Source organism: Shewanella sp. SM101 (genome assembly GCF_025654465.1).
GTDB classification, from domain to species: Bacteria; Pseudomonadota; Gammaproteobacteria; order Enterobacterales; family Shewanellaceae; genus Shewanella; species Shewanella oncorhynchi.
This window is the reverse complement of record NZ_JAKKRH010000005.1, coordinates 133,792-158,773: the sequence shown is the minus strand read 5'-3', so window position 1 is coordinate 158,773 and position 24,982 is coordinate 133,792. Positions and strand designations below refer to the sequence as shown.

Sequence of the window (24,982 nt, the reverse complement as noted above, 5' to 3'; positions counted from 1 at the left end):
ATTATGAACTTGTATGGTTATTTGGATGCCATCGCTAGAAACAAGCCCGTTAATGGCCCTCGTTTTAAGCATATGCTCGAAGCTCAGGGTGTTAGTTTAGAGGCCCTTGGTAAATTACGTCACATAAAGGGCGACACCTATAAAGTAGATGTAATAAACGGTTCCCTGTTCAATATACTGCTGCTTCAATTTAAGCCACCAGTAAACCGCGTAGAAGCGGCCGTAAAAGGTAATTCACATAGAGTCGGTACAACGACGTCGTATTTGTTTGCAAAGCGCCCTAATCGTGAATTAGTTGCCATAGCGTGTGCGCCCGATTCTGATTATAGTCAAAATCACCAATTTAGTGACTGTACCGATGCGGTCCTTATCGAAAACAGTGAGTGTTTTACTTACGCTGACGACTTCCTACGGGCTATGGGGTTAGACAACACCAAGCCTGCAGTGGTTATTTGGTCTCAAGGCAAGGGCGTTACCCACTCCGAAACTTTGAGATTCTTGGCCAATAACTTTGAATCTGTTTACTACTGTCCTGATTACGACCTTGAGGGGATCAGGATATTTCTAACGCTCAAATCCGCCCTTGGTAACAAAGTAAAATTTGTACTGCCAGATGAGCTTTTATCGCACCCACAAAGATACCTGCCAGGTGCATCGACCATTGGAACATCTCCGCCGAAATCTCAAGAAGATCTTTTCACTGCTCACAGCTTATGCGTTGAAGCCGGTTTAGATGATATGGCCAATTTTTTCACAAAAAACCTTAGTTTCGTCGAGCAAGAAGTTTTCTTAAACGGGATGGTAAAAGCATGAATAACTTGTTTGTAGTCAAACCCACTAAACTCATTGCCGTAGACTCTGCATCCATCGCTTATATCGAAGTCCCTATCGACGAAACGATTATTCTTCTTGGCACTGGCAACTGGGGCAAAAGCAGCTTGATTAATGCAATGCGCTTTTTCTTGCTCCCCGAAACGACGTTGGCCAACTGCGCTACTAAGTTTGCGTTTCTCTCTTCAAAGGACACTAGCCAGAAGGGTGCTTACTACAGCAAAGATGAAGTTCGGGATCATTACTTCCCATCTGAACATAGCAGATTAATTCTTGAAGTTGAACATCGGTTGAGTGATGGCACCCGTCGCCGACATTGTCAGATAATTGCTGGTGGTAATGACTACCAAATCAATCGTTATTTCATCAATCAGCCGTATGATGATATTCAGCATCTGTTTTGGGATAAAACGGACGAAGGGGCAGGCGAACGGCCGAAAAACATCTCAGGCAGAAACCTACTTTCAGCACTAAAAGAAGTGGACCGTTCAGCAATCCAAGTTAAACAAACAGAAAGCCTGAACCGCCACCTATATGACGCTGGGAACTTCATGAACAAGCATGAACCGTGTTACGTCATATTTCCTTTGAAAGACCTCTCCGATACAGCCGTTGAGTCTGTACGTTCGCTGGTTAAACTTATCTTCAACCAAGATAGCCACTCGATAACTATGATGACGGGTGCCGCGGTCAATCAGCGCAATCAAAACAACGATAATAAATTCATGGTTGATGTACAGAAGTTAATTCACGAGCACACTGACATCGAAAATAAAAAGCAACATATCAGGCATCTCAAAAGCCTTAAACCGGAGTTCGAAGCGCTAAAATCCAAGTACCAAGAACTGAGAACAGAGCATGAGCTGGACATATCTTTGGCAAGGCTGATCATTGAGCAGCGTGCAGGGGCTGAGCTAAGCAACCGTTCTCTATCATCGGTAATAAGTGAAATGACTCCGCGCCAAAGCCACCTCCGAGAGTATGTGGAGATGAAATCTCAGCGAGAAGGTGAAATCAGGATTAATGATGCCCTTATTGATGGTGCAAATACGGATTTAGAAAAAATAAAAAAGCGAATAAAACACGCTGAAGACTATCTACTTCGCTATCCAAGTTTAGATGCGGATACCGTTAAAGTGATAATTGAAGAGGAACTTCTGCAACACCGGGAGGATCTTCAAATCATCATCGATGTCGACACTCGAAATAGAAAAGTCAGAGATATTAAAGAGAAAATTGAAGCAAGAGAATCATCGTTAAAAATACTGATTGAGAAGCGAGATAACTTCGGGTTTAGCTTAGTGTCGCAACTGCCCGATGAGCAGCTTGAACTACTAATGACCCTTAATCCGAAGTTATTTGATGCTAACCCTCTCAGAACTCTCTCAGAATCGGAGTTGAAAGCTTTCGATTCGATGTATGGGTTGTTTACCCCTCTGGATAACGGCTTTAAGTTCTTCAACGTCGATCTGCTTCACTCTGCCTTATTTCTGTCAGAGCAAGATAGCCTTCAGGACCGTATTGATAACGAGAGCCAACAGATTGAAGAACTCAAAGACAAGCTCTATGACCTCTGCCGCCAGAACGACAAACAGACATTACATGATCTATCTCAGATTAAGCGCTTGGAACAAAACATTGAAAGTGCTGAGCGAGAGCTTAAATCAGTCAAACGCCTAGATTCAGACCGGGAGGCTCTAACTGAAACCAATGAGAAAATTTCTAACTACATGCAGAAAAATGAAAAGCTGACTACCCAATTATCTGAAGTGATAAAAAGTATTGAGCATCAAAAAAGTGAATTAGCAAAACATCAAGTTGCTAAGGAGAAGGTGGAAGCCTCTTGTGCAAAATTTGAACGTGCGCTTGAGATGATCAATGCGTTTCTACCTCGGTACCCAAGAGTTGAAAAAATCATTGAGCTATCCTCACCAGAAATTGACCCCGACATCGCTGCCATTGAGCCAGCAGAAATCAGTCAAATTGAAAGCATGAGAACTGCTATTGAGAAAGCCAAAGAAGCAAGGGATTTTGTTATAAAAGCGCTGGTGAACATGTGCGCCCAGAGAGTAATTGAAGATACTCAAGGCATTTTGAAAGGAGAACAAGAAACAACGACCTCAGCAATTCACAACACTTTCACTGAGCTAGAAACCTTATTTAATCTGTTGGAAGACAACGAAGACCAATTACGGCGCGATACGGAGATCCACAATAAATATATCCGCAATCGATTAGATAGAATGAAACTTGCCAAGGAAACTATTCAGTCCACTGTCGACGGGATTAATCAGGAGCTGGCCGAAGCATCAATCAATGATTTAGAGGGTGTAAGACTAAGTGTTGTGCTCAACGGCCCATTTGAGGACCTAGTTAAATCTTGGATTGAGTTTGACGACTTGGACCCAAATAACTCTTTGCCAACATCTTGGTACAATCGATTGCAGGAGTTTATGTCATCTGAAGCTGTAACCCTAGACGGAAAACTTCTGATAGATAACCTGATCATGTCTGCAGGTTATGAGAGTAAAAAGCTTGGAAATCTGTGGGAAAAGAAAACCCAGTCAACCTCCACACAGCTTCTGACGTCAATCCATTTCTGCAAGATATTTCTCAATAGACTCACGCCATCAGCTTATACGTTAGCATTGTCACTTATCATGGATGAATGTGGTCAGGTGTCTTCAGAGCAATTCAGACCGATTATCGACCTTCTGTACGAAGATGATCAAAGCATAATTGGGATTACCACTCATGGTAAAAGTGGCGGCATGATTGCTGAATTCGGTAACTTCCAAATTTTAGATGAGATGACATCCGGCAAACCATATCATCCAAGTAGAGCTAAGGTCAGTTTCCCCCGAGTCCAAGAATACTTGAGGCGAGTGATCCATACGACACAAGATGAATTGGGGTTCTAGTATGTCCGAAGTTAAAAAGCAATTTGGCTGCGTAGAGACAATCCAAAAATTATTAGTATATCGAGACGTATTGTTTGATGTAATCAGGTACATGGATGTCAATCGAACATCATCTATACCCGAGTTCGAGTTCCAAAAGTATGTACTTCGGATGCCCGCGTCGAGCATAAAAGAAGTAGCAAAGGAACTCTTAGCTGTGTTCGACATCGAGAACCTAAAGCAATCAAGAATATTAACCGATCAGAAAATGCTCGATGGTCATTCCGTGATTATGTTTAACCCTCATGTGATTGGCCTATTTCGTCTCTGTGAAACCAGCTTAATCCGTTCTCTGAATGTACAAGCGCTTAACAACGCGATGAGTCCGATTTGGGCAATGATGAAGTCTCATACTGAAGGAAAGTTATCCTTAGTGAAGGGCAGTGAAGACTATAAAGAATGGACAGATGAGCTAATTAACCATCTAAGTGACCTTATCGGCAGGATCAAATCTAACATCGACAAGCTTCAAAACATGAGCATGTTGATTGAACAACAGGCTTGTTCATCTACTGAGATAACGCGACAATTTGAACTTAAGAAAGAAATATTTAAACGCGCATCTTCGATATATCGTCGTGAGATAAAACCTCTTGTGACCTTTCTTGGCCGGCACGCAAATTATGACCAGGGGAGCGGGATAACAAAGTGCCTAGAGTTGTTTGCGTCGATATTCAAATCAATCGACGATAGTGTGCTCGCGGATATGATGCTGACCTACCATGTTCAGTTTTGCGATATGCATACTCCGATTAAGCAAATCGCTGATGAAATAAGCGTTTTCCTCAAGAAGAGCCGTGAGGCGTTAATTGAACAGTCAGGTATTGAGAAGGCATTTGCTGATATTGAAGCTGCATATCAACAAACGCTTTCCACGGATATGCGAAACAAGTACATCGATTTGCGCAAACTTAAACAACTTTCAATGCCTACCCGTTTGCCTGCAATAAACAAGCCAATGTCTTTACGCATCGATAAGGAACCATCTTACCTTAACAACGTATTCATTGAGATTGAGCAAAGAGCACATCGAAGCAATGAATTTTTAGATGGCGAGATCCTATTGTCCGAGTTAATCGATAGAAAGAATGTTTTGGAGATACAGCATTCACTGGCGGTACATAAATGGTCAAAGAACCATCACTGGCCACTAGGGGAAGATTGCCTTCAGATTGCTCTGAATGAAGTTTCAAAGCATGTTCCAGATTTCAAAATGCCGGATCTGCTTGAAGTGCTTTCAAGCCTCCAATCTGATCCTAGGTTCAAAATTCTCGTTACCAACGAGTTCAAGACCGTTTCCGACAACGAATACAAAATTAACTACCGAGTAAGGCAATTGTCACTCGTGAATTAAGAGACCATGAAGATGGAAATGAGCAACACGTTTTATGAGGTAAAGGAAGAGTATTCACAGGAGATTTTCCGGTTGTTTACTACTGGTTCAGTAATAAACAAATGCCAATACATGATGAATACGGGAAGAATTACTGAATCACCTTTTTACCTAGAACTGCTGTCTAGATTTGACCATTACAAGCTACTCTATCGTCATCTAGGATATGAGCTTTTGCACGATAACAACGGTGAGTTTTATTCGTTACGACCACTGAAGGACTTTGATAGTGATGAAGATCAGATTGACGAAACATCAATCAAAATTGTCGCAATCCTAACACTGATATCCAAGGAAATCGTCACCCGCGGTCAACGATTAGAGCTGCTTGAAAATCCAGTTGTTGGACTAACTTCGCAGGACTTGGACTCAATGGCGAACGATGAAAAATGTAGTGCCATTCTTTCCTCATTAAAATTGAAGTCACCGACAGACGCAGTTGAGTTCCTTCGAAAAAGGGGGTTTGCCTTCAAGGTTTCAGACTTTCGACTTGTACTTAGCCGAGGTGCAATGTCCTACATCGATGTTTTGATACAGCGTGAAAATGAATTGAAGGCGGAACTAAATGACATTTGATATATGTATTGTAATTTTTGCCTTATCGCTTCTCAGGTGACCAGCATTTCACTGAATTTAACGTTAATAGTGTTTTTACAAAGACTGTGTGCTATCTCTCTGGATTTGATAGAACTTTTCTGACAAAATCTTACAATTATGTATATCAATCTAATAGGTTTAATTGATCTCTGTTGTGCATGATATTGAATAGCTATTAGGCGATTACGATTGCAGTTTTTGCCACAAGAATAATAAAAGGTGAGGCACAGGGATGGTCGATACAATTCCAAGCTACGAAGAGATGATGCCAGCGGTGCTTAAGGTGCTAGCTGACGGGCAACAAAAACCACTGAAGCAGGTTTATGATGACGTTGCAGCCCTCTATGGCTTTTCTGAAGAGCAGCTTGCGCTCACCTTGCCCAGTGGTAAACAAACCTACATTCGTAGCAGGGTTGGTTGGGCTAAAACCTACCTGGTTAAAGCGGGACTTATCCATCAACCTAAGCGTGGTATCTGCGAGATAACTAGCAGGGGAAGGGAAGCTCTGGCGAGTGGTCAGCTCATTAATAACGATTACTTATCTCTGTTTGATACCTTTAATGACTTTAGAAGTGCCCACCAAGAGCAATCAACAGAACAAGGCAAAGTAGAGCGTTATGCCAGTATCAGTCATAACGATAATACTCAAACCCCAACAGAGTTAATGTCGCAAGCCTTTGCCGCCTTAAACTCAGCCCTTTCCGATGAATTAATTGAACAAATCCACACTCTATCGCCTAAGTTTTTCGAGCAGCTGGTGGTTGATTTAATGTTAGCCATGGGGTACGGCGGCAGTCAAAAGGATGCTGGTCAAGCAACCCAATACAGTAACGATGGTGGTATCGATGGCATCATCAAAGAGGATAAACTCGGACTCGATTCCATCTACCTGCAAGCCAAGCGCTATCGTGACAACACCGTCGGTAGGGCGGACATCCAAGCATTTGCCGGGGCGCTTGATATGCACCGTGCCCGCAAAGGGGTATTTATTACCACCTCCAGCTTCAGTAAAGACGCCCGCAAGTTCGTCTCATTAATTGAAAAGCGCATCGTGCTCATCGATGGCCGTGAACTCGCGGCGCTCATGATAGAGCACAATGTTGGGGTTTCTACCCGTGAGCTTTACGCCGTTAAGGCAATCGATTCAGATTATTTTTTGGAAGAGTGATGGAGCCTTGTTATGGGCACATTTTATTGCTTAGTAAATCTGAACCTTAAAAGTTCCCCCTCGAATGGCGGTCAACAAATAGTCGAATAATAGAGGCAAGGTCTGAATGGAACTGATAGATAACATTAATCGGCTACTTGGTGATGACCTAAGGCAGACACTTAAACCAGGTGCTCGGCTGAAAATCGCTGCTTCTTGTTTCTCTATGTATGCGTTTGAAGCATTGAAGGCTGAACTTGAGAAAATTGATGAGCTTCAATTTATCTTTACCTCTCCGACGTTTACCGCCAATGAGGTGACCGATAAGCTCCGTAAGGAGCGCCGAGAATTTCACATTCCCAAAGCTGATCGGGAACGCAGCTTATATGGGAGCGAATTCGAGATCCAACTTCGTAATAAACTCACCCAACGAGCAATTGCCAAAGAGTGTGCTGACTGGATGAGGCGTAAGGCTTCGTTCAGGTCTAATCGCAGTAAAGCCCCGATGCAGCAGTTTGCCAGTGTTCAAACCAGCGATAAATTGACGGCTTACATGCCATTACATGGATTTACTGCAGTCGACCTTGGCTATCAGCCTGGCAATGCGGTTTCAAACTTCGTCAATAAAATGGACGAACCAACGTTTACAGCTACCTACGTCAATCTATTTAACCAGATATGGCAGGATCCAGAGAAACTGGAGGATGTGACCTCGCAGATATGCGAACAGATAGAGTCTGTGTATCAGGAAAACTCGCCAGAGAGCATCTACTTTCTGATGCTGTACAACATCTTCAATGAGTTTTTAGATGATATTAACGAAGATGTGTTACCCAATGATCGTACCGGTTACCAAGAAACGCTCATTTGGAAGAAGCTCTTTAACTATCAGAGAGACGCTGCAACTGGAATCATTAACAAACTTGAGACCTACAGTGGTTGTATCCTGGCCGATAGCGTCGGATTGGGCAAAACCTTTACCGCCTTGGCCGTCGTCAAGTATTACGAATTGCGCAACAAGTCTGTGTTGGTTTTATGCCCAAAGAAGCTTGCAGACAACTGGCTGAATTACAATCGTAACCTCAAGACCAATATCTTTGCGCGTGACCGCTTCAACTATGATGTTCTTTGTCATACCGACTTAAGCCGCACTAGCGGAGAGTCGTTTGGTACGCCGCTGAATCGTATCAACTGGGGTAACTATGACCTGGTGGTGATAGATGAGTCGCATAACTTTCGTAATAACGACGCCTATAAGGATAAAGAAACCCGTTACCAGAAGTTGATGAACAAGGTTATCAGGGAGGGGGTTAAAACCAAGGTGCTGATGCTTTCAGCTACACCCGTGAATAACCGCTTTAATGATTTGCGCAATCAATTGGCGCTGGCTTACGAGGGAGAGTCCGAAAATCTCACCAAGAAGTTACGTACCGAAAAGACGGTGGAAGAGATATTTCGTGGTGCTCAAGCGAGTTTTAATGCTTGGGTAAAATTACAACCTGAAGAGCGTACAGCTAGGGCGATTCTTGACTCGTTGGACTTTGATTTCTTTGAGTTGCTCGATAGCGTCACGATTGCACGATCACGAAAGCACATCCAGACTTTTTACGATACCAAGGACATAGGGCAATTCCCTGAGCGCCGCAAACCATTATCATTTCACAGCCCACTCACAAATCGAACTGATGTGATGAGTTTTAATGAAATTTTTGGGCAATTATCCCAGCTCAAACTCGCAGTGTATGCACCGATTAGTTACATCCTGCCAAGTCGACTCAGAAAATACGAAGAGATGTACGATACTCAGGTGGGTGGGGGAAGGGGGAAACTCAGGCAAGCGGATCGCGAAAAGAGTTTGCAGGCGTTGATGACCACCAACCTATTAAAGCGCTTGGAGAGCTCCATTGAGTCATTCAGGTTAACGCTCAAGTCCTTGCGATCAAACCATGTGAATACCTTGGATAAGATCTGTGCTTTTAATCAGAGCACAGGAGCTACTGGCACTGGCTATAGCGTGGGAGATTTGACAGAGCAGTTGGAAAATCTGGACGCCGACGATGACGACCTCCCTTTGATAGGGGATGCCGAGATTGGCGGAAAGATTAAAATCAGTCTTGCAGACATGGACTTGCCTTCGTGGGAACATGAGCTGAAAGTTGATTTGGAAATCATTGATGCCCTGTTGACATCGATGAACAAAATTACCCCAGCCGATGACGCCAAGCTACAACACCTAAAGGCCTTGGTGTTTAGTAAAATCAACGCTCCTTTGAATCCTGGAAATAAGAAGATATTGATTTTCACAGCGTTTGCAGACACCGCTGATTATCTCTATGCCAATTTGGCGCCCGAGTTGTTGGAAACTCAGGGGTTGCACAGCGCCAAAGTCACAGGGAAAGGAGCGCCACAATCAACGCTAAAGAACAGTCAGTTGAAGAAAAGTTATGATTTCCAGGAATTGCTGACGCTTTTTTCACCGCGCTCCAAAGAAAAGGCCGTTGTATTGCCTAACGAACCCGCCGAAATCGACCTGCTTATCGGTACCGACTGCATTTCAGAAGGTCAGAACCTTCAGGATTGTGATTACCTGATTAACTATGACATCCACTGGAATCCCGTTCGTATTATCCAGCGGTTTGGGCGCGTAGATCGTATTGGTTCGTTAAACACCAGTATTCAACTGGTGAACTATTGGCCGGATATCACACTTGACGAGTATATCAACTTGAAAGAACGGGTTGAAAGCCGGATGATGATCGCCGACGTCACGGCAACTGGTGATGATAATGTGCTCTCGGCGCAGGCAAATGATGTTACTTACCGCAAAGAACAACTGCGGCGTCTTCAGGAAGAGGTCATTGAGCTCGAAGATCTTAAAACCGGTGTATCTATAACTGACCTTGGGCTCAACGACTTTAGGATGGATTTGCTCAACTATGTGAAAGCACATGGTGAACCTAGGCACATACCCAACGGAATGCATGCTGTCGTGTCAGCAAACCCGATGTTAGATCTAGAGCCCGGGGTTATTTTTACCCTGAGAAATCGTAATCCTGATGTGAATGTGAATCAACATAACAGGTTACACCCTTATTATCTTGTCTACATTGCGCAAAGCGGTAAGGTTATTAATGACCATACAGAGGTAAAGCGTTTGCTTGACTTGGTACGCAGTGGCTGCAAAGGGCAGGCATTACCCATTGCTATTGCCTGTCAGTCATTCAACAAAGAAACCAATGACGGCAGAAACATGCAGCGTTACTCAGAGCTCCTTGGTATGACAATCCGCTCGATGATCGAAGTCAAAGCAGAAAAAGACCTCGATAGCCTTTTCAGCTCAGGTAAAACCTCTGCGCTGACTAACACAATCGCTGGATTGGATGACTTTGAGCTTATTACCTTTTTGGTTATTCAGGAGACTGAATGAGTAATTCGCTGGCAGCCGCCGCCAAGACGGCCTTGATTAGTTATCCCAAACAAGCGGAGTTTGGGCGTGTGGTGCCAAAAAATAAAATTTATGAACACAGCAGCGCAAATACCAAGCAAAAAGAGCTGTTTATTGAACAGGTTGAGCAGATAGTTTGGCAGTACAAGCTTGCGCCGGAAACTATTAACCTGCCGGCCAAGCCAGAGGTGCCTGAACTGCAGATTTTTAGCATTCGACTTAAAACGCCTGAGCTAGATTGGGATGTGTTGCGCTGTATCGATGGCGCAGTACCGTATCCTATTATCTTTGAGCTGTGTTTTGCTGGCAGAACACAAGTAGTTGCCGCGTACAAACGCCCACATGAGGCAGACGCCAATCGCTGGGTAGTGTCGGATTACTTCGCCACAGCCTGGTTACAAAGCGACAGTGTCAGGGACCCTATGCCGACAACACTCAATTTAGCATTGCTGTACGAACAGCTCATGATGCGACTACTCCCGGTAACCGCAAGACCGCATGAACCCCTCGCTGAACTGTTTGAACGGGGTGTTCAGGTAAAGGCAAAGCAGCGTGAGATTGAAAAGGTTGCTTGTAAGCTTGCCAAAGAAAAGCAATTCAACCGCAGGGTGGAGATGAATGCGTTATTGCGGAAGTTAAAAGCTGAACTGGTAGAACTCTCGTGTTGATTGATAAAAACAGAGTCAAGGGAAGACAACAAAAATGAAGATTCAATCCGTTCGTATCAAGAATTTCAGAGCATTAAAAGATGTTACTATTCCTTTCGACTCAGTGACAACCTTCATTGGGCCGAACGGTGCCGGAAAATCTACGGTGCTTCGGGCACTCGACTGGTTCTTCAACGGCAAACCTGGTTCGTTGACGGAAAAAGACTGTTCTTTTGGGGCGATAGAGCAAGACATTGAAGTTCAAGTCACATTCTACGACCTCACTGAAAAAGACCGTGAGGCGCTTGGCAAGTATGCGCCTGAAGGTGCAGTCACCTTCACAGCATGGAAATGCCGTTCACCAGATGGCGTCGAAGTCCTCTCTGCCAACGCAAAAGGATTTGCTGCCTTCAATGCAATCAAAGCGGCAAACAGCGCGACTGCAAAAAAGGAACTGTACAAAACTCTCCGCGTTAGCAGTCCTGAACTTGCATTGCCAGAGGCGAAAACAGGTCCTTTAGTTGACGAGGCCATGATAACGTGGGAAGCATCTCACATGGACCAACTTGTCGATGCGCCTGAATCACTGCAAACCAATTTCTTCGGTTTTAACAGCGGCGGAAAGATGAGCGGGCTCTTTGACTTTGTCTTAGTAACTGCCGACCTTAGGGCCAGTGAAGAATCGCTTGATGGCAAGTCAAGTATTATTGGGCGTATCCTTGAGCGTTCTGTAGACCGCGCTGCTGCTGATGAGGAAATTGCGAAGATTGTCGAGGAATCACGAGCACAACAGCAAAAAGTGTATGAAGAGAAGTTTAAGGGGCAGCTCGAAGCAATAACATCGCAGCTTAACGAGGTTGTTGCGTCTTATTCGCCAGGGCGAACCGTTACTGTTTCTCCTGCCGAGGTTGAACTTAAAGCCCCCAAGACAACCTTCGAAGTGGCTGTACTTGATGGTTCAACCGAGACGGCAGTGGACCGACAGGGGCATGGCTTCCAACGGACGATTCTAATCTCGGCGCTCCAGCTTTTAGCGCAGTCAGGAGCAGCGTCAACAGATGGGGTTATTTGCTTGGCGATTGAAGAGCCTGAGCTCTTTCAGCATCCGATCCAAGCTCAGGCCTTCGCGAAGGTTCTCCGGGCTCTTGCGGAGGATTCGAGCAAACGCATCCAGGTGGCTTATGCGACGCATAGCCCCTACTTCCTTGAGGCTCGCCATTTTGATCAAGTCAGGCGATTGACGCGATCATCAGGAGATACTCCGACTGTGACAATCCACTTTGCCACTGTTGATGATGTGAAGGCTCGACTGTACCAGATAGTGAATGCTGATGTGGTAGAACGTCAGTTAGACGGCGTTGTTTCGGATCAACTGGCCGTAGCGCTCTTTGCTCATCGCGCTTTTCTTGTGGAGGGCACCACCGAGTCATCGATATTCCACGGTATTGGCGACAAGATATCTCTTGGTGCGCTTGAAGCCACTGGCATTTCCATCGTCCCTGTTGGAGGTAAGACGTCGATCCCTCTTGTCCATGCAATCCTGTCCGCGATCGGTATCCCTGTTTATGCGCTCTTCGATGCCGACAGAGGGTGTGAGGCACGAGCGAAAGCTAAAGGAAAGCAGCAAAACAAGATCGATGAAGAACTGGCAAAGAATGCCAAAGAGAACCGGACAATACTGAAATACTTCGGTATTGCAGAAGAGGATTTTCCGGGAGCTACCGTTAGTGCCACAGTCGCCATTTTTGAAGACCATCTGGAATCGTTTCTCATAGCTAACTGGCCTGAGTGGCTAACCGCCTGCAATGAATTAGAGGCAGCCACAGGCGTTAGTCTTGTGAAGAATCAACTCGCATACCGGACTGCAACACTTAGGGCCGAAGGAACCGTTCCTGAGATGCTTAAACAAATTCTTGCCAAAGTAAAAGGAGTTTAGCCATGCACGAGATCATTTGCCCACACTGCAAAAAAGCATTCAAGATAGATGAAGCTGGATACGCAGACATCCTAAAACAAGTTCGTGATAGCGACTTTGAACAGCAGTTGCATGAGCGGCTCGAACTGGCAGAGCAAGATAAACGCAATGCTGTTGAGCTTGCAGAGGCCAAGATTGCTGGTGAATTGCAAAAAGCTGCATCTGTTAAGGATTCTGAAATCCAGGAACTCAAGGCAAAGCTCGATGCCAGTGACGTTACCAAGAAACTTGCGGTTAGTGAGGCGCTGAGTGCCGTGGAAAAGGATCGCGATACGCTGGCAAATGCCTTGGAGAAGATTAAGCAAGAAAAGGAATCTGCCGCTCAACTGGCGGAGGCAAAACTCCTGAACGAGCTTCAAAAAGCGGCCGCAGCCAAGGATACTGAACTCCAAGAGCTGAAGGCCAAGCTTGATGCTAGCGAGGTAGCCCAGAAACTTGCCGTTAGCGAAGCACTGAGTGTTGTAGAAAAGGATCGTGACGCACTGGCGAGCATGTTGGAGAAGCTCAAGCACGAACAGGCCTCCGCCGCTCAGCTGGCCGAAGCGAAACGCCTGAGCGAATTGCAGAATGCTGCAGCCATCAAAGATGCAGAGATCCAGAGTTTGCAAGCCAAGCTCGATGCAAGTGAAGTTGCGCAGCAGCTTGCTCTCACTCAAGCGCTCAGTGTGGTTGAAAAGGAGCGTGATGACTTGAAGAGTGGTCTTGATAGAGCGGCTCTTGAAAAGCAGCTTGCCGAGAAGGCACTTAAAGATAAGTACGAGACCCAACTTAAGGATCGTGACGATGCCATCGAGCGTCTGAAGGATCTGAAAGCGAAATTATCAACCAAAATGGTCGGTGAAACCCTGGAGCAACATTGCGAGATTGAGTTTAACCGTCTCAGAGCCACAGCTTTTCCGTTGGCTTACTTCGAGAAAGACAACGACGCGCGCACTGGCAGTAAGGGCGATTATATCTTCCGTGACCTGGATGAAGCAGGCACGGAAATTGTCTCTATCATGTTCGAGATGAAAAACGAAAACGATGAAACAGCGACCAAAAAGAAGAATGAAGACTTCCTCAAGGAGCTCGATAAAGACCGTAACGAAAAAGGCTGCGAATATGCGGTGTTAGTGTCGCTGCTGGAGCCTGATAATGAGCTCTATAACGCCGGTATCGTTGACGTATTTCACCGCTACCCGAAAATGTACGTCGTTCGCCCGCAGTTCTTTATTCCGATCATCACGCTGCTGCGCAACGCTGCGATGAAATCGCTACAATACAAAACCGAGCTGGCCTTGGTGAGGTCGCAGAACATTGATATCACCAACTTTGAAAATCAGCTGGATAGTTTCAAGGATGCGTTTGGCAAAAACTATGACTTGGCAGCACGTCGATTTAAAACGGCCATTGATGAGATTGACAAGTCGATTGACCACCTGCAAAAAACCAAAGACGCCCTGCTGGGAGCAGACCGCAACCTACGGCTGGCCAACGATAAAGCACAAGATGTGACGATCAAAAAGTTGACGCGGGACAACCCAACCATGGCGGCAAAGTTTGCCGAACTCAAGCATGACACTGCAGCTGAGACGGAATAAGCCAACTTTTTAGCTGAAGCCGTAGCGCTTAGGTGCTGTACTGCCTAAACATTAGAAGAATAAATGGAACCAATAATGGAAAAACTGAAAATGCATAGCCCCAATCTGGTGGCTCAGAATATTGAGCAATTGGCGGCGTTGTTTCCAAGCTGCGTCACCGAATCACGCGGCAAAGATGGCAAACTTAAACAGGCCATCGATTTCGATTTGCTTAAACAAGAGCTCTCGACCCATATCGTCGAGGGGCCACAGGAGCGTTATGAGCTCAACTGGCCGGGTAAGCGCAAAGCGCTGCTAACGGCCAATGCACCGATTGCCAAGACCCTGCGACCTTGCCAGGAAGAAAGCGTGGATTTCGATACCACCAAGAACCTGTTTATCGAAGGCGATAATCTCGATGCGCTGAAATTGCTGCAAGAGACCTATCTGGGCAAGGTCAAGATGATCTATATCGATCCGCCATACAACACGGGAAATGACTTCATTTATGAAGATGACTTCGCCGAAAGCAGTGAAGAATTCTTAAGGAGATCAAACCAAGTCGATGAAAAAGGAAATCGCCTTGTCACCAATAAAGATTCGAATGGCCGTTTTCATTCAGATTGGTTGTCAATGATATATCCAAGAATTAAGTTGGCTAAAAATCTCCTCTCCGATGACGGAGTGCTTTTTCTCACGCTGGATGACACCGAAGTTGCAAATATGCGACGCATAGGTGATGAAATTTTCGGTGATGGCAACTTTGTGGCAAACGTTGTATGGCAAAAAAAATATGCAGTGGCAAATGATGATCCTGGAATCGGTGTAATGCACGACCACGTTCTTGTCTATAGAAAATCGCAGGCTTTCGTCAGAGGCTTGCTACCACGCAAAGCAGAGCAAAACGAGCGCTACAAAAATCCAGATAATGACCCTAGGGGCGAATGGGCTTCAGATAATTACGTTAGTAACAAATCCAAAGATGAGCGACCCACTCTCTGGTATTCAATTACGCATCCTCGAACAGGCGAGGCGGTTTGGCCAGAAGAACATGCGGTCTGGCGATACTCCAAGGAAAAACACTTGGAAATTGAACGCGAAGGTAGGCTATTTTGGGGGCCTAATCAGTCTTACAAGAAACCGAGGCTTAAGCGTTTCCTAAACGAGGTTAAACAGGGAATTGTCCCTCCGACTTGGTGGACGTTTGCGGAGTGTGGGCACAACGATGAAGCGCAAAAAGAAACAGCAGCGCTACTTGGCCAAAAAGTGTTCTCTACACCGAAGCCGATTCGGCTGATCGAGAGAATGATTACTATTGCAGGTGCAAAGGATGGAATCATTCTGGACTTTTTCGCAGGCTCTGGTTCAACTGCACACGCAACCTTGAAAGCTAATGCACAAGATGGCGGCTGTCGCCAATACATTGCAATTCAACTTCCTGAGCCGCTGTTAGAAGACAATAATACTCAAAAAAGTGCGGCTATATTTTGTAAGAAAATTGGTGTTAAGACAAATATTGCCGAATTGACGAAGGAACGCCTTCGTAGAGCAGGTAAGGAGATTCTAGAGAATTGTCCCAATGAGAACTGGAACAAGGATGTAGGTTTTCGTGTTCTGAAAATAGACTCATCGAACATGTCTGATGTTTATTACAATCCTGATGCGATTACCCAAGCTGATCTGTTTGCTCAAGTCGAAAATGTCAAAGAAGATCGCACAGAAGAAGATTTGCTGTTCCAGGTCATGTTGGATTGGGGAGTGGATCTTGCCTTGCCAATTCGCCGTGAAACCATTGCCGGTAAGACAGTGTTCTTTGTCGATGCCGACGCGAATAACTGCCAGGGTGCCCTGGTAGCCTGTTTTGATAAAACCGGGGCGGTGAATGAAGCTTTCATCAAAACGTTAGCGGCTTTTTCACCGCTGCGACTGGTGTTCCGCGATGCGGGCTTTGCCTCCGATGCGGCAAAAATCAATGTGGAGCAGTTGCTTAAGCAGTTAAGCCCCACCACCGATGTCAAGACTATCTAACGGGGTGAGGTGATGAAACTAAAGTTTAAACACCAGGCCTATCAGGCAAACTCGGTTCAAGCGATCGTCGATTGTTTTAAAAGCCAACGGCATGATGACGCGGCGCGCCGGTACAGAATAGATCCAGGCTCGGATACCAAAGGTCATATTGGTTCAACGGTAGTGGTTGACGAGGGTTTTAAAAATGCGGATTTACAATTAACCAGTGAGCAGCTGTTGGCCAATATTCAGGCGGTGCAGGCCCGGCAGTATTTACCACAATCCACTAAACTGGTGGCGAGTAAAGCAAGCCCGCTGAATCTGGATATCGAAATGGAAACCGGTACGGGTAAAACCTACTGCTATGTGAAAACCATTTTCGAGCTCAACAAGCAATACGGCTGGAGCAAGTTCATTATTGTTGTGCCTAGCATTGCGATCCGCGAAGGCGTCTATAAATCGCTGCAAATTACCGCTGAGCATTTCCTTGAGGATTACCACAAAAAAGCTCGCTTCTTTATTTACAACTCCAAGCAATTGCATGAGCTTGAAACCTTCTCATCTGATGGCGGCATCAATGTCATGGTCATCAACGTACAGGCCTTCAACGCCCGGGGAGCCGATGCACGTCGGATCTATGGTCAGGAGCGCACACTTGCCGATGGTACTAAGGTGCTCGAAGGGCTGGACAGTTTTCAATCGCGAAAGCCCATCGATATCATCAAGGCTAATCGCCCTATTATGATCCTCGATGAGCCGCAGAAGATGGAGGGCGCGAAGACCCTCGACTCTTTTGCCGAGTTTAACCCACTGTTTATGCTGCGCTATTCAGCTACGCATAAGACTGAGCATAACAAGGTATTTCGACTCGACGCGCTGGATGCCTACAACCAAAAGCTGGTAAAGAAAATCGCTGTGCGTGGTATTACAACCAAAGGGCTTGCTGGTACCAATGCCTACCTCTATTTGGAGCAGATAGAGGTTTCAGCGAAAAAAGCACCGGTCGCACGCCTCGAGTTTGAAGTTCGCCTGACCAGTGGTGGGATAAAACGTGAGGTCCGCAAGGTTAACAAGGGTTACAACTTGTTTGAGCAGTCCAACGGACTTGACCAGTATCAGGGATTCGTTGTCTCAGACATTAACGCGAATACCGATACCATCAGCTTTACCAATGGTGTTGAGCTGACCGCTGGCGATGCCTGTGGAGATGTCAGTGAGTCAGCGCTGCGCCGGATGCAGATCCGCGAGGCGGTTAAAGCACACTTTGAAAAAGAGCGTCAGTTGTTTGGGCAAGGCATTAAGGTGTTGAGCTTATTCTTTATCGATGAAGTGGCCAAGTACCGCGATTATTCAGCGGCGGATGAGAAGGGTGAATACGCTCGGATGTTCGAAGAAGAGTACCTGCAAGAGCGAGACAATCACCTTGGGTTATTTGATGGCGAATATCAGACCTACCTTAAGGACATTGCGGTTGAGAAAACCCATAATGGCTATTTCTCTATCGACAAAAAGTCAAAACGCTTGGTTGACCCGGTGGTCGGCAAAAAGGCGACAGAAACAGACGACGTCGATGCCTATGACCTGATCCTTAAAGACAAAGAGAAACTGCTGAGTTTTTCTGAACCAACCCGTTTTATCTTCTCCCATTCAGCGTTGCGTGAAGGCTGGGATAACCCGAACGTGTTTGTGATCTGTACCCTTAAGCACAGTGATAACACCATTTCACGCCGCCAGGAAGTGGGCCGAGGTTTACGTTTGGCGGTGAACCAGTTTGGTGACCGCATGGATGACCCTCTGCGAGTTCATGATATTAATCGCTTAACGGTTGTGGCGAGTGAGAGCTATAAGGATTTCGTTGCAGCCTTACAAAGAGACATTAGTGACTCGCTCTCTGCCAGACCGCAAAAAGCGGATGCTAAGTATTTTACGGGTTTGGTACTGCATACAGAGCAAGGCGATATCAAGATCTCCGAAGAGATGGCCAGAAAGATAGAACGTTATCTGGTTAAGAATGATTACACCGATGAGCAGGACCGAATTACCGATACCTACTTGAAGGCAAAAGAAGAAGGTACCTTGGCACGATTGCCAGAGGAGCTGCAGCCGTTTGCCGATCAGATAGTTACTATGTTGGATGCCGTCTATAGTGATAAGCGCTTGCCTGATGTGGGTGATGACCGTAAAGGAAAGATAAACCCGCTCAACAGTAATTTCGATAAAAAGGAATTTCAGGAGCTCTGGTCGCGGATTAACCACAAAGCTATCTATCAGGTTGAGTTTGATTCAAGTGAACTCGTTAATAAAGCGAGTCGTGCACTGGATGCCAAGCTACGGGTGGAAAAATTGCACTTCAACATTGTTCGCGGTGAACAAGTTGACGGGGCGACCGCCGAACAGTTGAAAGCAGGACAGGGTTTTATGGTTTCAGAGACTGAGCGTGAGGAGTACCAACACTCGGTCCACTCGTCAGTGAAATATGATCTGCTGGGTAAGGTAAGTGAGCTGACTAAACTTAAACGCAGTACGGTTGCTGCCATTCTGCAAAAAATAGATCCCACGATTTTTGCCCAATTCAGGCACAATCCGGAAGATTTTATCAGTAAGGCGGCGCTGCTCATTAATGAGCAAAAGGCGACTATGGTCGTTGAGCATTTAACCTATGATCTGTTGGAAGAAAGGTTTGATACCTCAATCTTTACCGCTGGTCAGGTCAAGCAAGACTTCACAAATGCAGGTAATCCACTGAAAAAGCATATCTATGATTACCTGGTGACTGATTCAGAGGTTGAGCGGAAGTTTGTGTTTGGTGATACCAAATCAGATGAGCAAGGTGGATTGGAGCTAGCTAAAGAGGTCAGTGTCTACGCTAAGTTACCTAAAGGTTTCTTTATTCCGACCCCGGTTGGTAACTATAACCCCGATTGGGCCATCGCTTTTGAAGAGGGGGCTGTCAAGCACGTCTATTTTGTCGCGGAGACGAAAGGCTCAATGGCTTCGCTCCAACTGAAAGGAATGGAAGAGGCAAAAATTGAATGTGCTCAGCGTTTTTTCAACAAGCTCAATGCTGAGCTTGCCTCGAAGAATGTCACTTACAACGTTGTGGACAATTTCAAAAGCTTGATGGACTTAGTGCGCTGACAAAGATTAGGTGCGACGTCATCTGACGCATCATTTGGGAAAGGTGAGAGTTACCGGTTTGATCAAGGTTTCGAACCTTTGGTCAATTTAAAAGGAGTTAACTCTCACCTTTAGGCCACCAGAACGAAACTCATGCCAATGGCCATAATTGCTTCTTTGAGGTGCCAAATGCACAGGGTAATTCAGCCAAGAGACGTTGTTTTATTTGTTTTAGTCGCGGGGGCCTCGTTGTAGCGGCCTGACTATATGCGATTTGGTTAATATTAAAAGGAATTTACGTTGGAAGTAGAAATTTGGGACGGCGGTCTTCAAGAACACGAAGTTGAAGCCATTGAAAAAATAAAAAACGTCTTTTCGGGCAATGATTCTCAGGTGGCAAAGGAACGTGCCGGGGGCTCACTTGGCGATCAACTGCAAAACCTTGGGTTTGGAAAGGACCAACGTAAAAGAAATGGCAGCAATGGAATGCTCCCTTGGAAGGGCTATGCAGGATTTCGTTTTGTTGAGGCAAAAAAAGAAGGTGAATTCGATTTAGTTATTGTCACCCACTGCAATGCCATCATCGTTGAGTTGAAAAACTGGAACCATCAGCCTGTGACGCAACGAGGTGATAATTGGTACAAAGGTGAGCAAAATATGGGACGCTCGCCGGTCAGTGTGACCCGTGGCAAAAAGTTCATGCTCGACAAAAAGTTGAAGCGCCTTGCTAATCAATTTACAAACAAAGGTTACCCTCCTCAAGTGCATTTCTTCGTTGTGATGACTGGGAATGCCGATTTTAGTCAGTTGCCAGCGGATCAGCTCCTTCATACTGTCTCATTGAACGATTTCCTTAAATTTGCTGATCGAAATATTTTTAATAACCAATTCAGGCCACACCCTAACGCACAGAATTTGAATAAAGATTTCCCTATCTTCGATACGTTATTCTTAGGTGTTCAAACTGCACCCAAAGCGCTCAGAGTAGATGGCTATGAAGCCAAGGAAAAGATTTTCGATCATCCGAAAAATGTTTATCGGGAGTACCTTGCAAAGTCTGAGATATCCTCTGGCTCAGAAGTATTACTGCGTGTCTGGAACTTCAAGAATGCCCCTGGAAGTAAAGGCTACACACCAGAAGGAAGAGTTGAGATTGTTTCACGCGAGCGTGAAGTATTGCACTATATCAATCACCAGAACCGGGACCTTTACAACCACTGCTTGCGTTCACTGACGAGCGTCCAAAAAGATGCAGTTACCGCAGAATACTGTGAAGTATACGAACTTCCACCTGGCCATGTCCGCTTTAACGAGTTCATCGGAAAATATGGTAATGCATTTTCTGACTTGGACCGCTTAAACATCACTAAGCTTTTGATTGCCAAGTTTGGTGATCTGCATGAGATAAAAATCGCTCACAGAGATATTGCGGATCATAGTCTTTGGCTCTCTCCTTCTAAAGAAGTCGCACTTTCAAGCTTTATTTCGGCGTACCACCAACCTATTGGCACCGTTGGCGATTATCGTAAAAGTCTTTCTGTTGGCGCTGTTGAAGCACTAGACATGCTCGACGAGACGGATTTGACGCCCTTTCAGCAGGATGTTCATACCTTGGGGCTTGTTGCATGGCACTTGTTAAGTGCAAAGCGAATGTCTCCCAAGAGCTTAGAAACTGTTCAGGAGGACATGCTAAAGAGTGATAAATGGTACTCTGAAGTCTTGCTGGATGCTGTTGCTGCAAGATTCACGTCTGCAACAGAGTTCTTCGATGCGTTGAAGCAAGCAGAACCAGCAAGCGAAGCTTTTCCAACGTTTGATGACGCAGAGCTTGACCCCTATCGGCATCCCATCAATCACTCGCGTCAGTATCGCGAAGATGATGATTTTTTAGTCGAAACCGGCGAAAAGGAAGTCTATGTATCTGAAGGAAGACTTGTAAAGGCATGGTTGAATGTTGGTGGGCAGGGAGAACACCCTACAACAAATTTCCTGGTTTTGAAGTTTCTTAAGTTTTTGGATAAGTTATCCTCAGTAAAACCGACGTATCTGCCGCAAATCCGTGAGTATGGTATTGCTTCTAAGTCCTCAAGTCTGTATTTGGTTACAGATCACATTCAAGGAGAAACTTGGGATAAAGCGCTAATTGCTGACGATGAAAAAATCGAGCTAATTAGTAAGTTTGTTGCGGCAGTTGAGCATTTACACGACCTTGGAATATCTCATGGCGATATCCATCCTGGCAATGTGATGCTTGAGACTGAAAGCCGCTCTCTTTACTTAGTCGATATTCCTGATTTCTCACCGTCAGGCGAGGATCAAAAAAATCACCTCTACAGCCCCGAATATATTGATGGATGCACTTCTTTTGAGCGTGATAATTTTGCCGTGATGAAGATGTCTTGTGAGTTGTTAGGCCTGCAATGGGGGCACGAGTCTGAAACTTACCCAGCCTTGGCGACGGCAATTAGGGCTGAATTGGAGGACTTTCAATTTGGTTTCAGGGGATTGGGTCGCTTTAAGAAGGCGATATCCAGTGGCATCGGTTTGTCAGAGCAACCACTAATTGAGATTATAGTAAGCCGCACCGATGAAGCTATTACTCTCTTACCTGATAATGGACACCTTTACGTCAAAGTTGAGCCAAATCAGAAGGCGTCAAATGAAGTCAAAGTAACCTTTTCTGGGATCGGTGGTAGTTTTTCCGCATTTTACTGTAAAAAGCAGAGAGTACTGCAAGTTGGGTTAAAGCCATGGCCACGTACATCGATTCGAAAGCAGGATATAGATGAAAGTCAGTTTGAAATTGATACGGGAATAAGGATTATTCCCGGTCGGCCGCAAGATATGTCTGCTTTAACTAAGCTACTTAATGATCAAGAGTCGTTTGCTCGTGCGATTGAACTGGCTACTGCACCGGAAGATAAGTTAGAACCTGAAGACGAGCAAGAACAACAAGACGACCTTACTACTCAGCTAAAGGAAGCTTTCGCAAGGCTAGACGAACAAGCTTTGGAACCTTCTTCGGCAAAAAGGCTACAAATTTCGACAACGAAACTCTGGCGATCAATTTTGGATACTGAGACAGAATCTTATCCCAATATTGAAGTCAGCGGTGAAATTGTTCCTGTTGCAGAAGCCAAAGGTGAATTGTTGCTCCCTTACTCAACGGATATAGACCCTCTTGGTGGATTCAGCAGTAGCGATGAAGTCGAAGCATTAGTGGTTGATCAAGATGGGGCAGAGCGATTCATTGGCGAAGTGTCACTTAAGAAATCTGCGTTAAAGGAGATCCGTCTGGTCAAAACCCGTCAAGCAGCCTACTCGTTGACTGACTCAGATATTGTGTTCTTTCGTACCAAGCAGGATCGCGCATCGTACCAGAAGCGCAAACGAGCTTTGGAGCGACTACTCGACCGTGAAGGCGTAATGCCTGACTTAATCGATCTTTTCGATCCCTCTTGCAAAACTACTGCTCAAAATTACGGTATCACCTTAAGCGATTCAGATTTCTCCAGGTATGACCGAGAGGACCAATACGGAAATAGGATTAGTTTGAATGAGCAGCAACGGGACGCTTTTGCCAAGTTGGTCAATAATGGCCCACTCTCTTTATTACAGGGACCACCAGGGACTGGTAAAACAGAATTTATTGCCGCTTTTGTGCACTATTTGGTAGAAAAGCAGAACACCCAAAGAATTTTGCTTGTTAGCCAGTCACATGAAGCCGTGAATACTGCGGCAGAGCGGATCAGAAAGCATTGTGCTCGTCTGAATACACCTTTGGAAGTTGTTAGATTTAGTAACCGCGAAGGCGCTGTATCGCCAGGCCTGAAAGACGTTTACTCAAATGCGATTACAACGGAGAAGCGTGAACTGTTCAATGCTGAAAGTAAGTACCGAGTTGAAGCCTTGAGCGATGCGATTGGTCTGGAACCAGAGTTTATCTCGAGTGTTGTGTTAGCAGAGCTTAAGCTTTTTAAGCAAATTGACCATCTCGAGTCATTGCTATACCAAGTCAATGACTTGGTTGATGAGACGGACAGAAGAAAGTTGAAGGATGTTGCAATAGAACTCGACTCTTCTATCCGCTCCAAACTGAGTTCAGCGTATGGCATTAGCTTAGATTCTGAAGCTAAGGTCTCTGATGCCAAAGACTTACTGATTTCCAAGCTGTGTACCAATTATGGGGTAAGGCCTGATGAGGCTCGTCGTGTCAAAGCGATAGCAAAAATATCAAGGGATATGCAGGATGCCTTGTCGGGAGAGCGAGTTAACATTGATGAGTTTTATGCACGCTCCAGACAGCTGGTGGTTGGCACATGTGTTGGTATTGGGCAGGGGCACATTGGTATACAGGACAAAATTTATGACTGGGTTATCATTGATGAAGCTGCGCGTTCAATTGCGAGTGAATTAGCCATTGCGATGCAGTCTGCTAGACGCATTCTATTGGTGGGAGATCACCTACAGCTTCCTCCGTTATATTCCGATGCGCATAAAGCTGCGTTGGCAAGGAAATTAGGGATAAACAATTCGCGAACAGATATTGATGAAGTATTACAAAGTGATTTTGCTCGTGCGTTTAACTCTGTTTATGGTAGGCAGGCCAGCGCAGCGTTGCTGACGCAGTACCGTATGGCCCCACCAATTGGTGATTTGGTATCCAAGACCTTTTACGACGGAAAACTGCGAAATGGGGAGCGAGTTGTACCAGATGTCTATAAGAATGCGCCACAAGCCATTCGCAGTGTCGTGACCTGGCTTGACACATCTAGCTTAGGGCAGAGGTCGCATCATTCAGAAGACCGTGGGATGAGTATCTACAACCGCTGCGAAGCTGATCAAATTATTAATGTGCTCAAACAGGTATCAGAGAATACTGAGCTCGTCGCTGAACTCTTAAAGCTAATACATAAAGATGAAGCAGCAATCGGTGTAATTTGCATGTATGCCGAACAAAAAAGGCTAATTCGTCAGAAATTCAATCAAGAAATTTGGAGTGATGGCTTTAAGGATCTTGTCAAAATTGACACAGTTGATAGCTACCAAGGAAAGGAAAACAGAATAATTGTCTTGTCATTGACACGGTCTGATAAGCGACATTCTCCAGGCTTCCTGCGAGCACCAAATCGAATTAACGTTGCCATGTCTCGAGCCATGGACCGTTTGTTAATTGTTGGTAATGCGGACCTTTGGAAGGGTGTTAACAAGGAACTTCCGTTAGGTTCCGTTATTCGCTATATGAATGAGGGTGGTCAGCAAGCTGGGTACAAGTTTATTGCAGCTAAGCAGGGAGGTAACTGA

12 protein-coding genes are annotated in these 24,982 nt (G+C 45.4%); all 12 read left to right on the top strand.

What is annotated here, in order from left to right; translation table 11 throughout:
* The first annotated feature begins 3 nt into the window (after window positions 1-3).
* The 12 genes from L5M38_RS04515 to L5M38_RS04460 all read left to right on the top strand — a co-directional run bounded on the left by L5M38_RS04515 (window position 4) and on the right by L5M38_RS04460 (window position 24,982).
* A complete protein-coding gene (locus L5M38_RS04515; protein ID WP_115014925.1) occupies window positions 4-813 on the top strand; it encodes a Wadjet anti-phage system protein JetD domain-containing protein in 810 nt (269 codons plus the stop codon).
* Window positions 810-3,752 carry a hypothetical protein gene (locus L5M38_RS04510; protein WP_263178445.1) on the top strand — a complete coding sequence of 981 codons (2,943 nt, stop codon included), beginning with the start codon at window positions 810-812 and terminating at the stop codon, window positions 3,750-3,752. The genes L5M38_RS04515 and L5M38_RS04510 overlap by 4 nt, the downstream gene beginning before the upstream one ends.
* Before the next feature lies 1 nt (window position 3,753).
* Complete coding sequence (locus tag L5M38_RS04505) at window positions 3,754-5,145, top strand: hypothetical protein (RefSeq protein ID WP_261731168.1); 1,392 nt, start codon at window positions 3,754-3,756, stop codon at window positions 5,143-5,145.
* A gap of 6 nt (window positions 5,146-5,151) precedes the next feature.
* A complete protein-coding gene (locus L5M38_RS04500) occupies window positions 5,152-5,760 on the top strand; it encodes a condensin complex protein MksE (protein ID WP_263178444.1) in 609 nt (202 codons plus the stop codon).
* Between the two features lie 253 nt (window positions 5,761-6,013).
* Window positions 6,014-6,949, top strand: coding sequence for a restriction endonuclease (locus tag L5M38_RS04495; protein ID WP_263166358.1), 936 nt, complete (start codon window positions 6,014-6,016; stop codon window positions 6,947-6,949).
* Between the two features lie 106 nt (window positions 6,950-7,055).
* Window positions 7,056-10,355, top strand: a complete 3,300-nt coding sequence (locus tag L5M38_RS04490) for a helicase-related protein (protein WP_263166357.1) — start codon at window positions 7,056-7,058, stop codon at window positions 10,353-10,355.
* Window positions 10,352-11,041, top strand: a complete 690-nt coding sequence (locus tag L5M38_RS04485; RefSeq protein WP_263166356.1) for a DUF4391 domain-containing protein — start codon at window positions 10,352-10,354, stop codon at window positions 11,039-11,041. The genes L5M38_RS04490 and L5M38_RS04485 overlap by 4 nt, the downstream gene beginning before the upstream one ends.
* A 34-nt stretch (window positions 11,042-11,075) precedes the next feature.
* A complete protein-coding gene (locus L5M38_RS04480) occupies window positions 11,076-12,956 on the top strand; it encodes an ATP-dependent nuclease (protein WP_263166353.1) in 1,881 nt (626 codons plus the stop codon).
* Window positions 12,957-12,958: 2 nt separating this feature from the next.
* Window positions 12,959-14,575, top strand: a complete 1,617-nt coding sequence (locus L5M38_RS04475; protein ID WP_263178443.1) for a DUF2130 domain-containing protein — start codon at window positions 12,959-12,961, stop codon at window positions 14,573-14,575.
* Between the two features lie 75 nt (window positions 14,576-14,650).
* The gene (locus L5M38_RS04470; RefSeq protein WP_263178442.1) at window positions 14,651-16,582 is read left to right on the top strand and encodes a site-specific DNA-methyltransferase; all 1,932 of its coding nucleotides are present in this window, start codon (window positions 14,651-14,653) and stop codon (window positions 16,580-16,582) included.
* Between the two features lie 12 nt (window positions 16,583-16,594).
* Entirely contained in the window at window positions 16,595-19,699 is a 3,105-nt protein-coding gene (locus L5M38_RS04465; protein ID WP_263178438.1) for a type III restriction-modification system endonuclease, read from the top strand.
* Window positions 19,700-19,978: 279 nt separating this feature from the next.
* Window positions 19,979-24,982 carry an AAA domain-containing protein gene (locus tag L5M38_RS04460; RefSeq protein WP_263178437.1) on the top strand — a complete coding sequence of 1,668 codons (5,004 nt, stop codon included), beginning with the start codon at window positions 19,979-19,981 and terminating at the stop codon, window positions 24,980-24,982.

Coding starts and splice junctions, on each gene's coding strand:
- L5M38_RS04465 (WP_263178438.1), top strand. CDS start 16,595: ATGAAACTAAAGTTTAAACACCAGGCCTATCAGGCAAACTCGGTTCAA.
- L5M38_RS04500 (WP_263178444.1), top strand. CDS start 5,152: ATGAAGATGGAAATGAGCAACACGTTTTATGAGGTAAAGGAAGAGTAT.
- L5M38_RS04495 (WP_263166358.1), top strand. CDS start 6,014: ATGGTCGATACAATTCCAAGCTACGAAGAGATGATGCCAGCGGTGCTT.
- L5M38_RS04470 (WP_263178442.1), top strand. CDS start 14,651: ATGGAAAAACTGAAAATGCATAGCCCCAATCTGGTGGCTCAGAATATT.
- L5M38_RS04485 (WP_263166356.1), top strand. CDS start 10,352: ATGAGTAATTCGCTGGCAGCCGCCGCCAAGACGGCCTTGATTAGTTAT.
- L5M38_RS04490 (WP_263166357.1), top strand. CDS start 7,056: ATGGAACTGATAGATAACATTAATCGGCTACTTGGTGATGACCTAAGG.
- L5M38_RS04515 (WP_115014925.1), top strand. CDS start 4: ATGAACTTGTATGGTTATTTGGATGCCATCGCTAGAAACAAGCCCGTT.
- L5M38_RS04510 (WP_263178445.1), top strand. CDS start 810: ATGAATAACTTGTTTGTAGTCAAACCCACTAAACTCATTGCCGTAGAC.
- L5M38_RS04480 (WP_263166353.1), top strand. CDS start 11,076: ATGAAGATTCAATCCGTTCGTATCAAGAATTTCAGAGCATTAAAAGAT.
- L5M38_RS04475 (WP_263178443.1), top strand. CDS start 12,959: ATGCACGAGATCATTTGCCCACACTGCAAAAAAGCATTCAAGATAGAT.
- L5M38_RS04505 (WP_261731168.1), top strand. CDS start 3,754: ATGTCCGAAGTTAAAAAGCAATTTGGCTGCGTAGAGACAATCCAAAAA.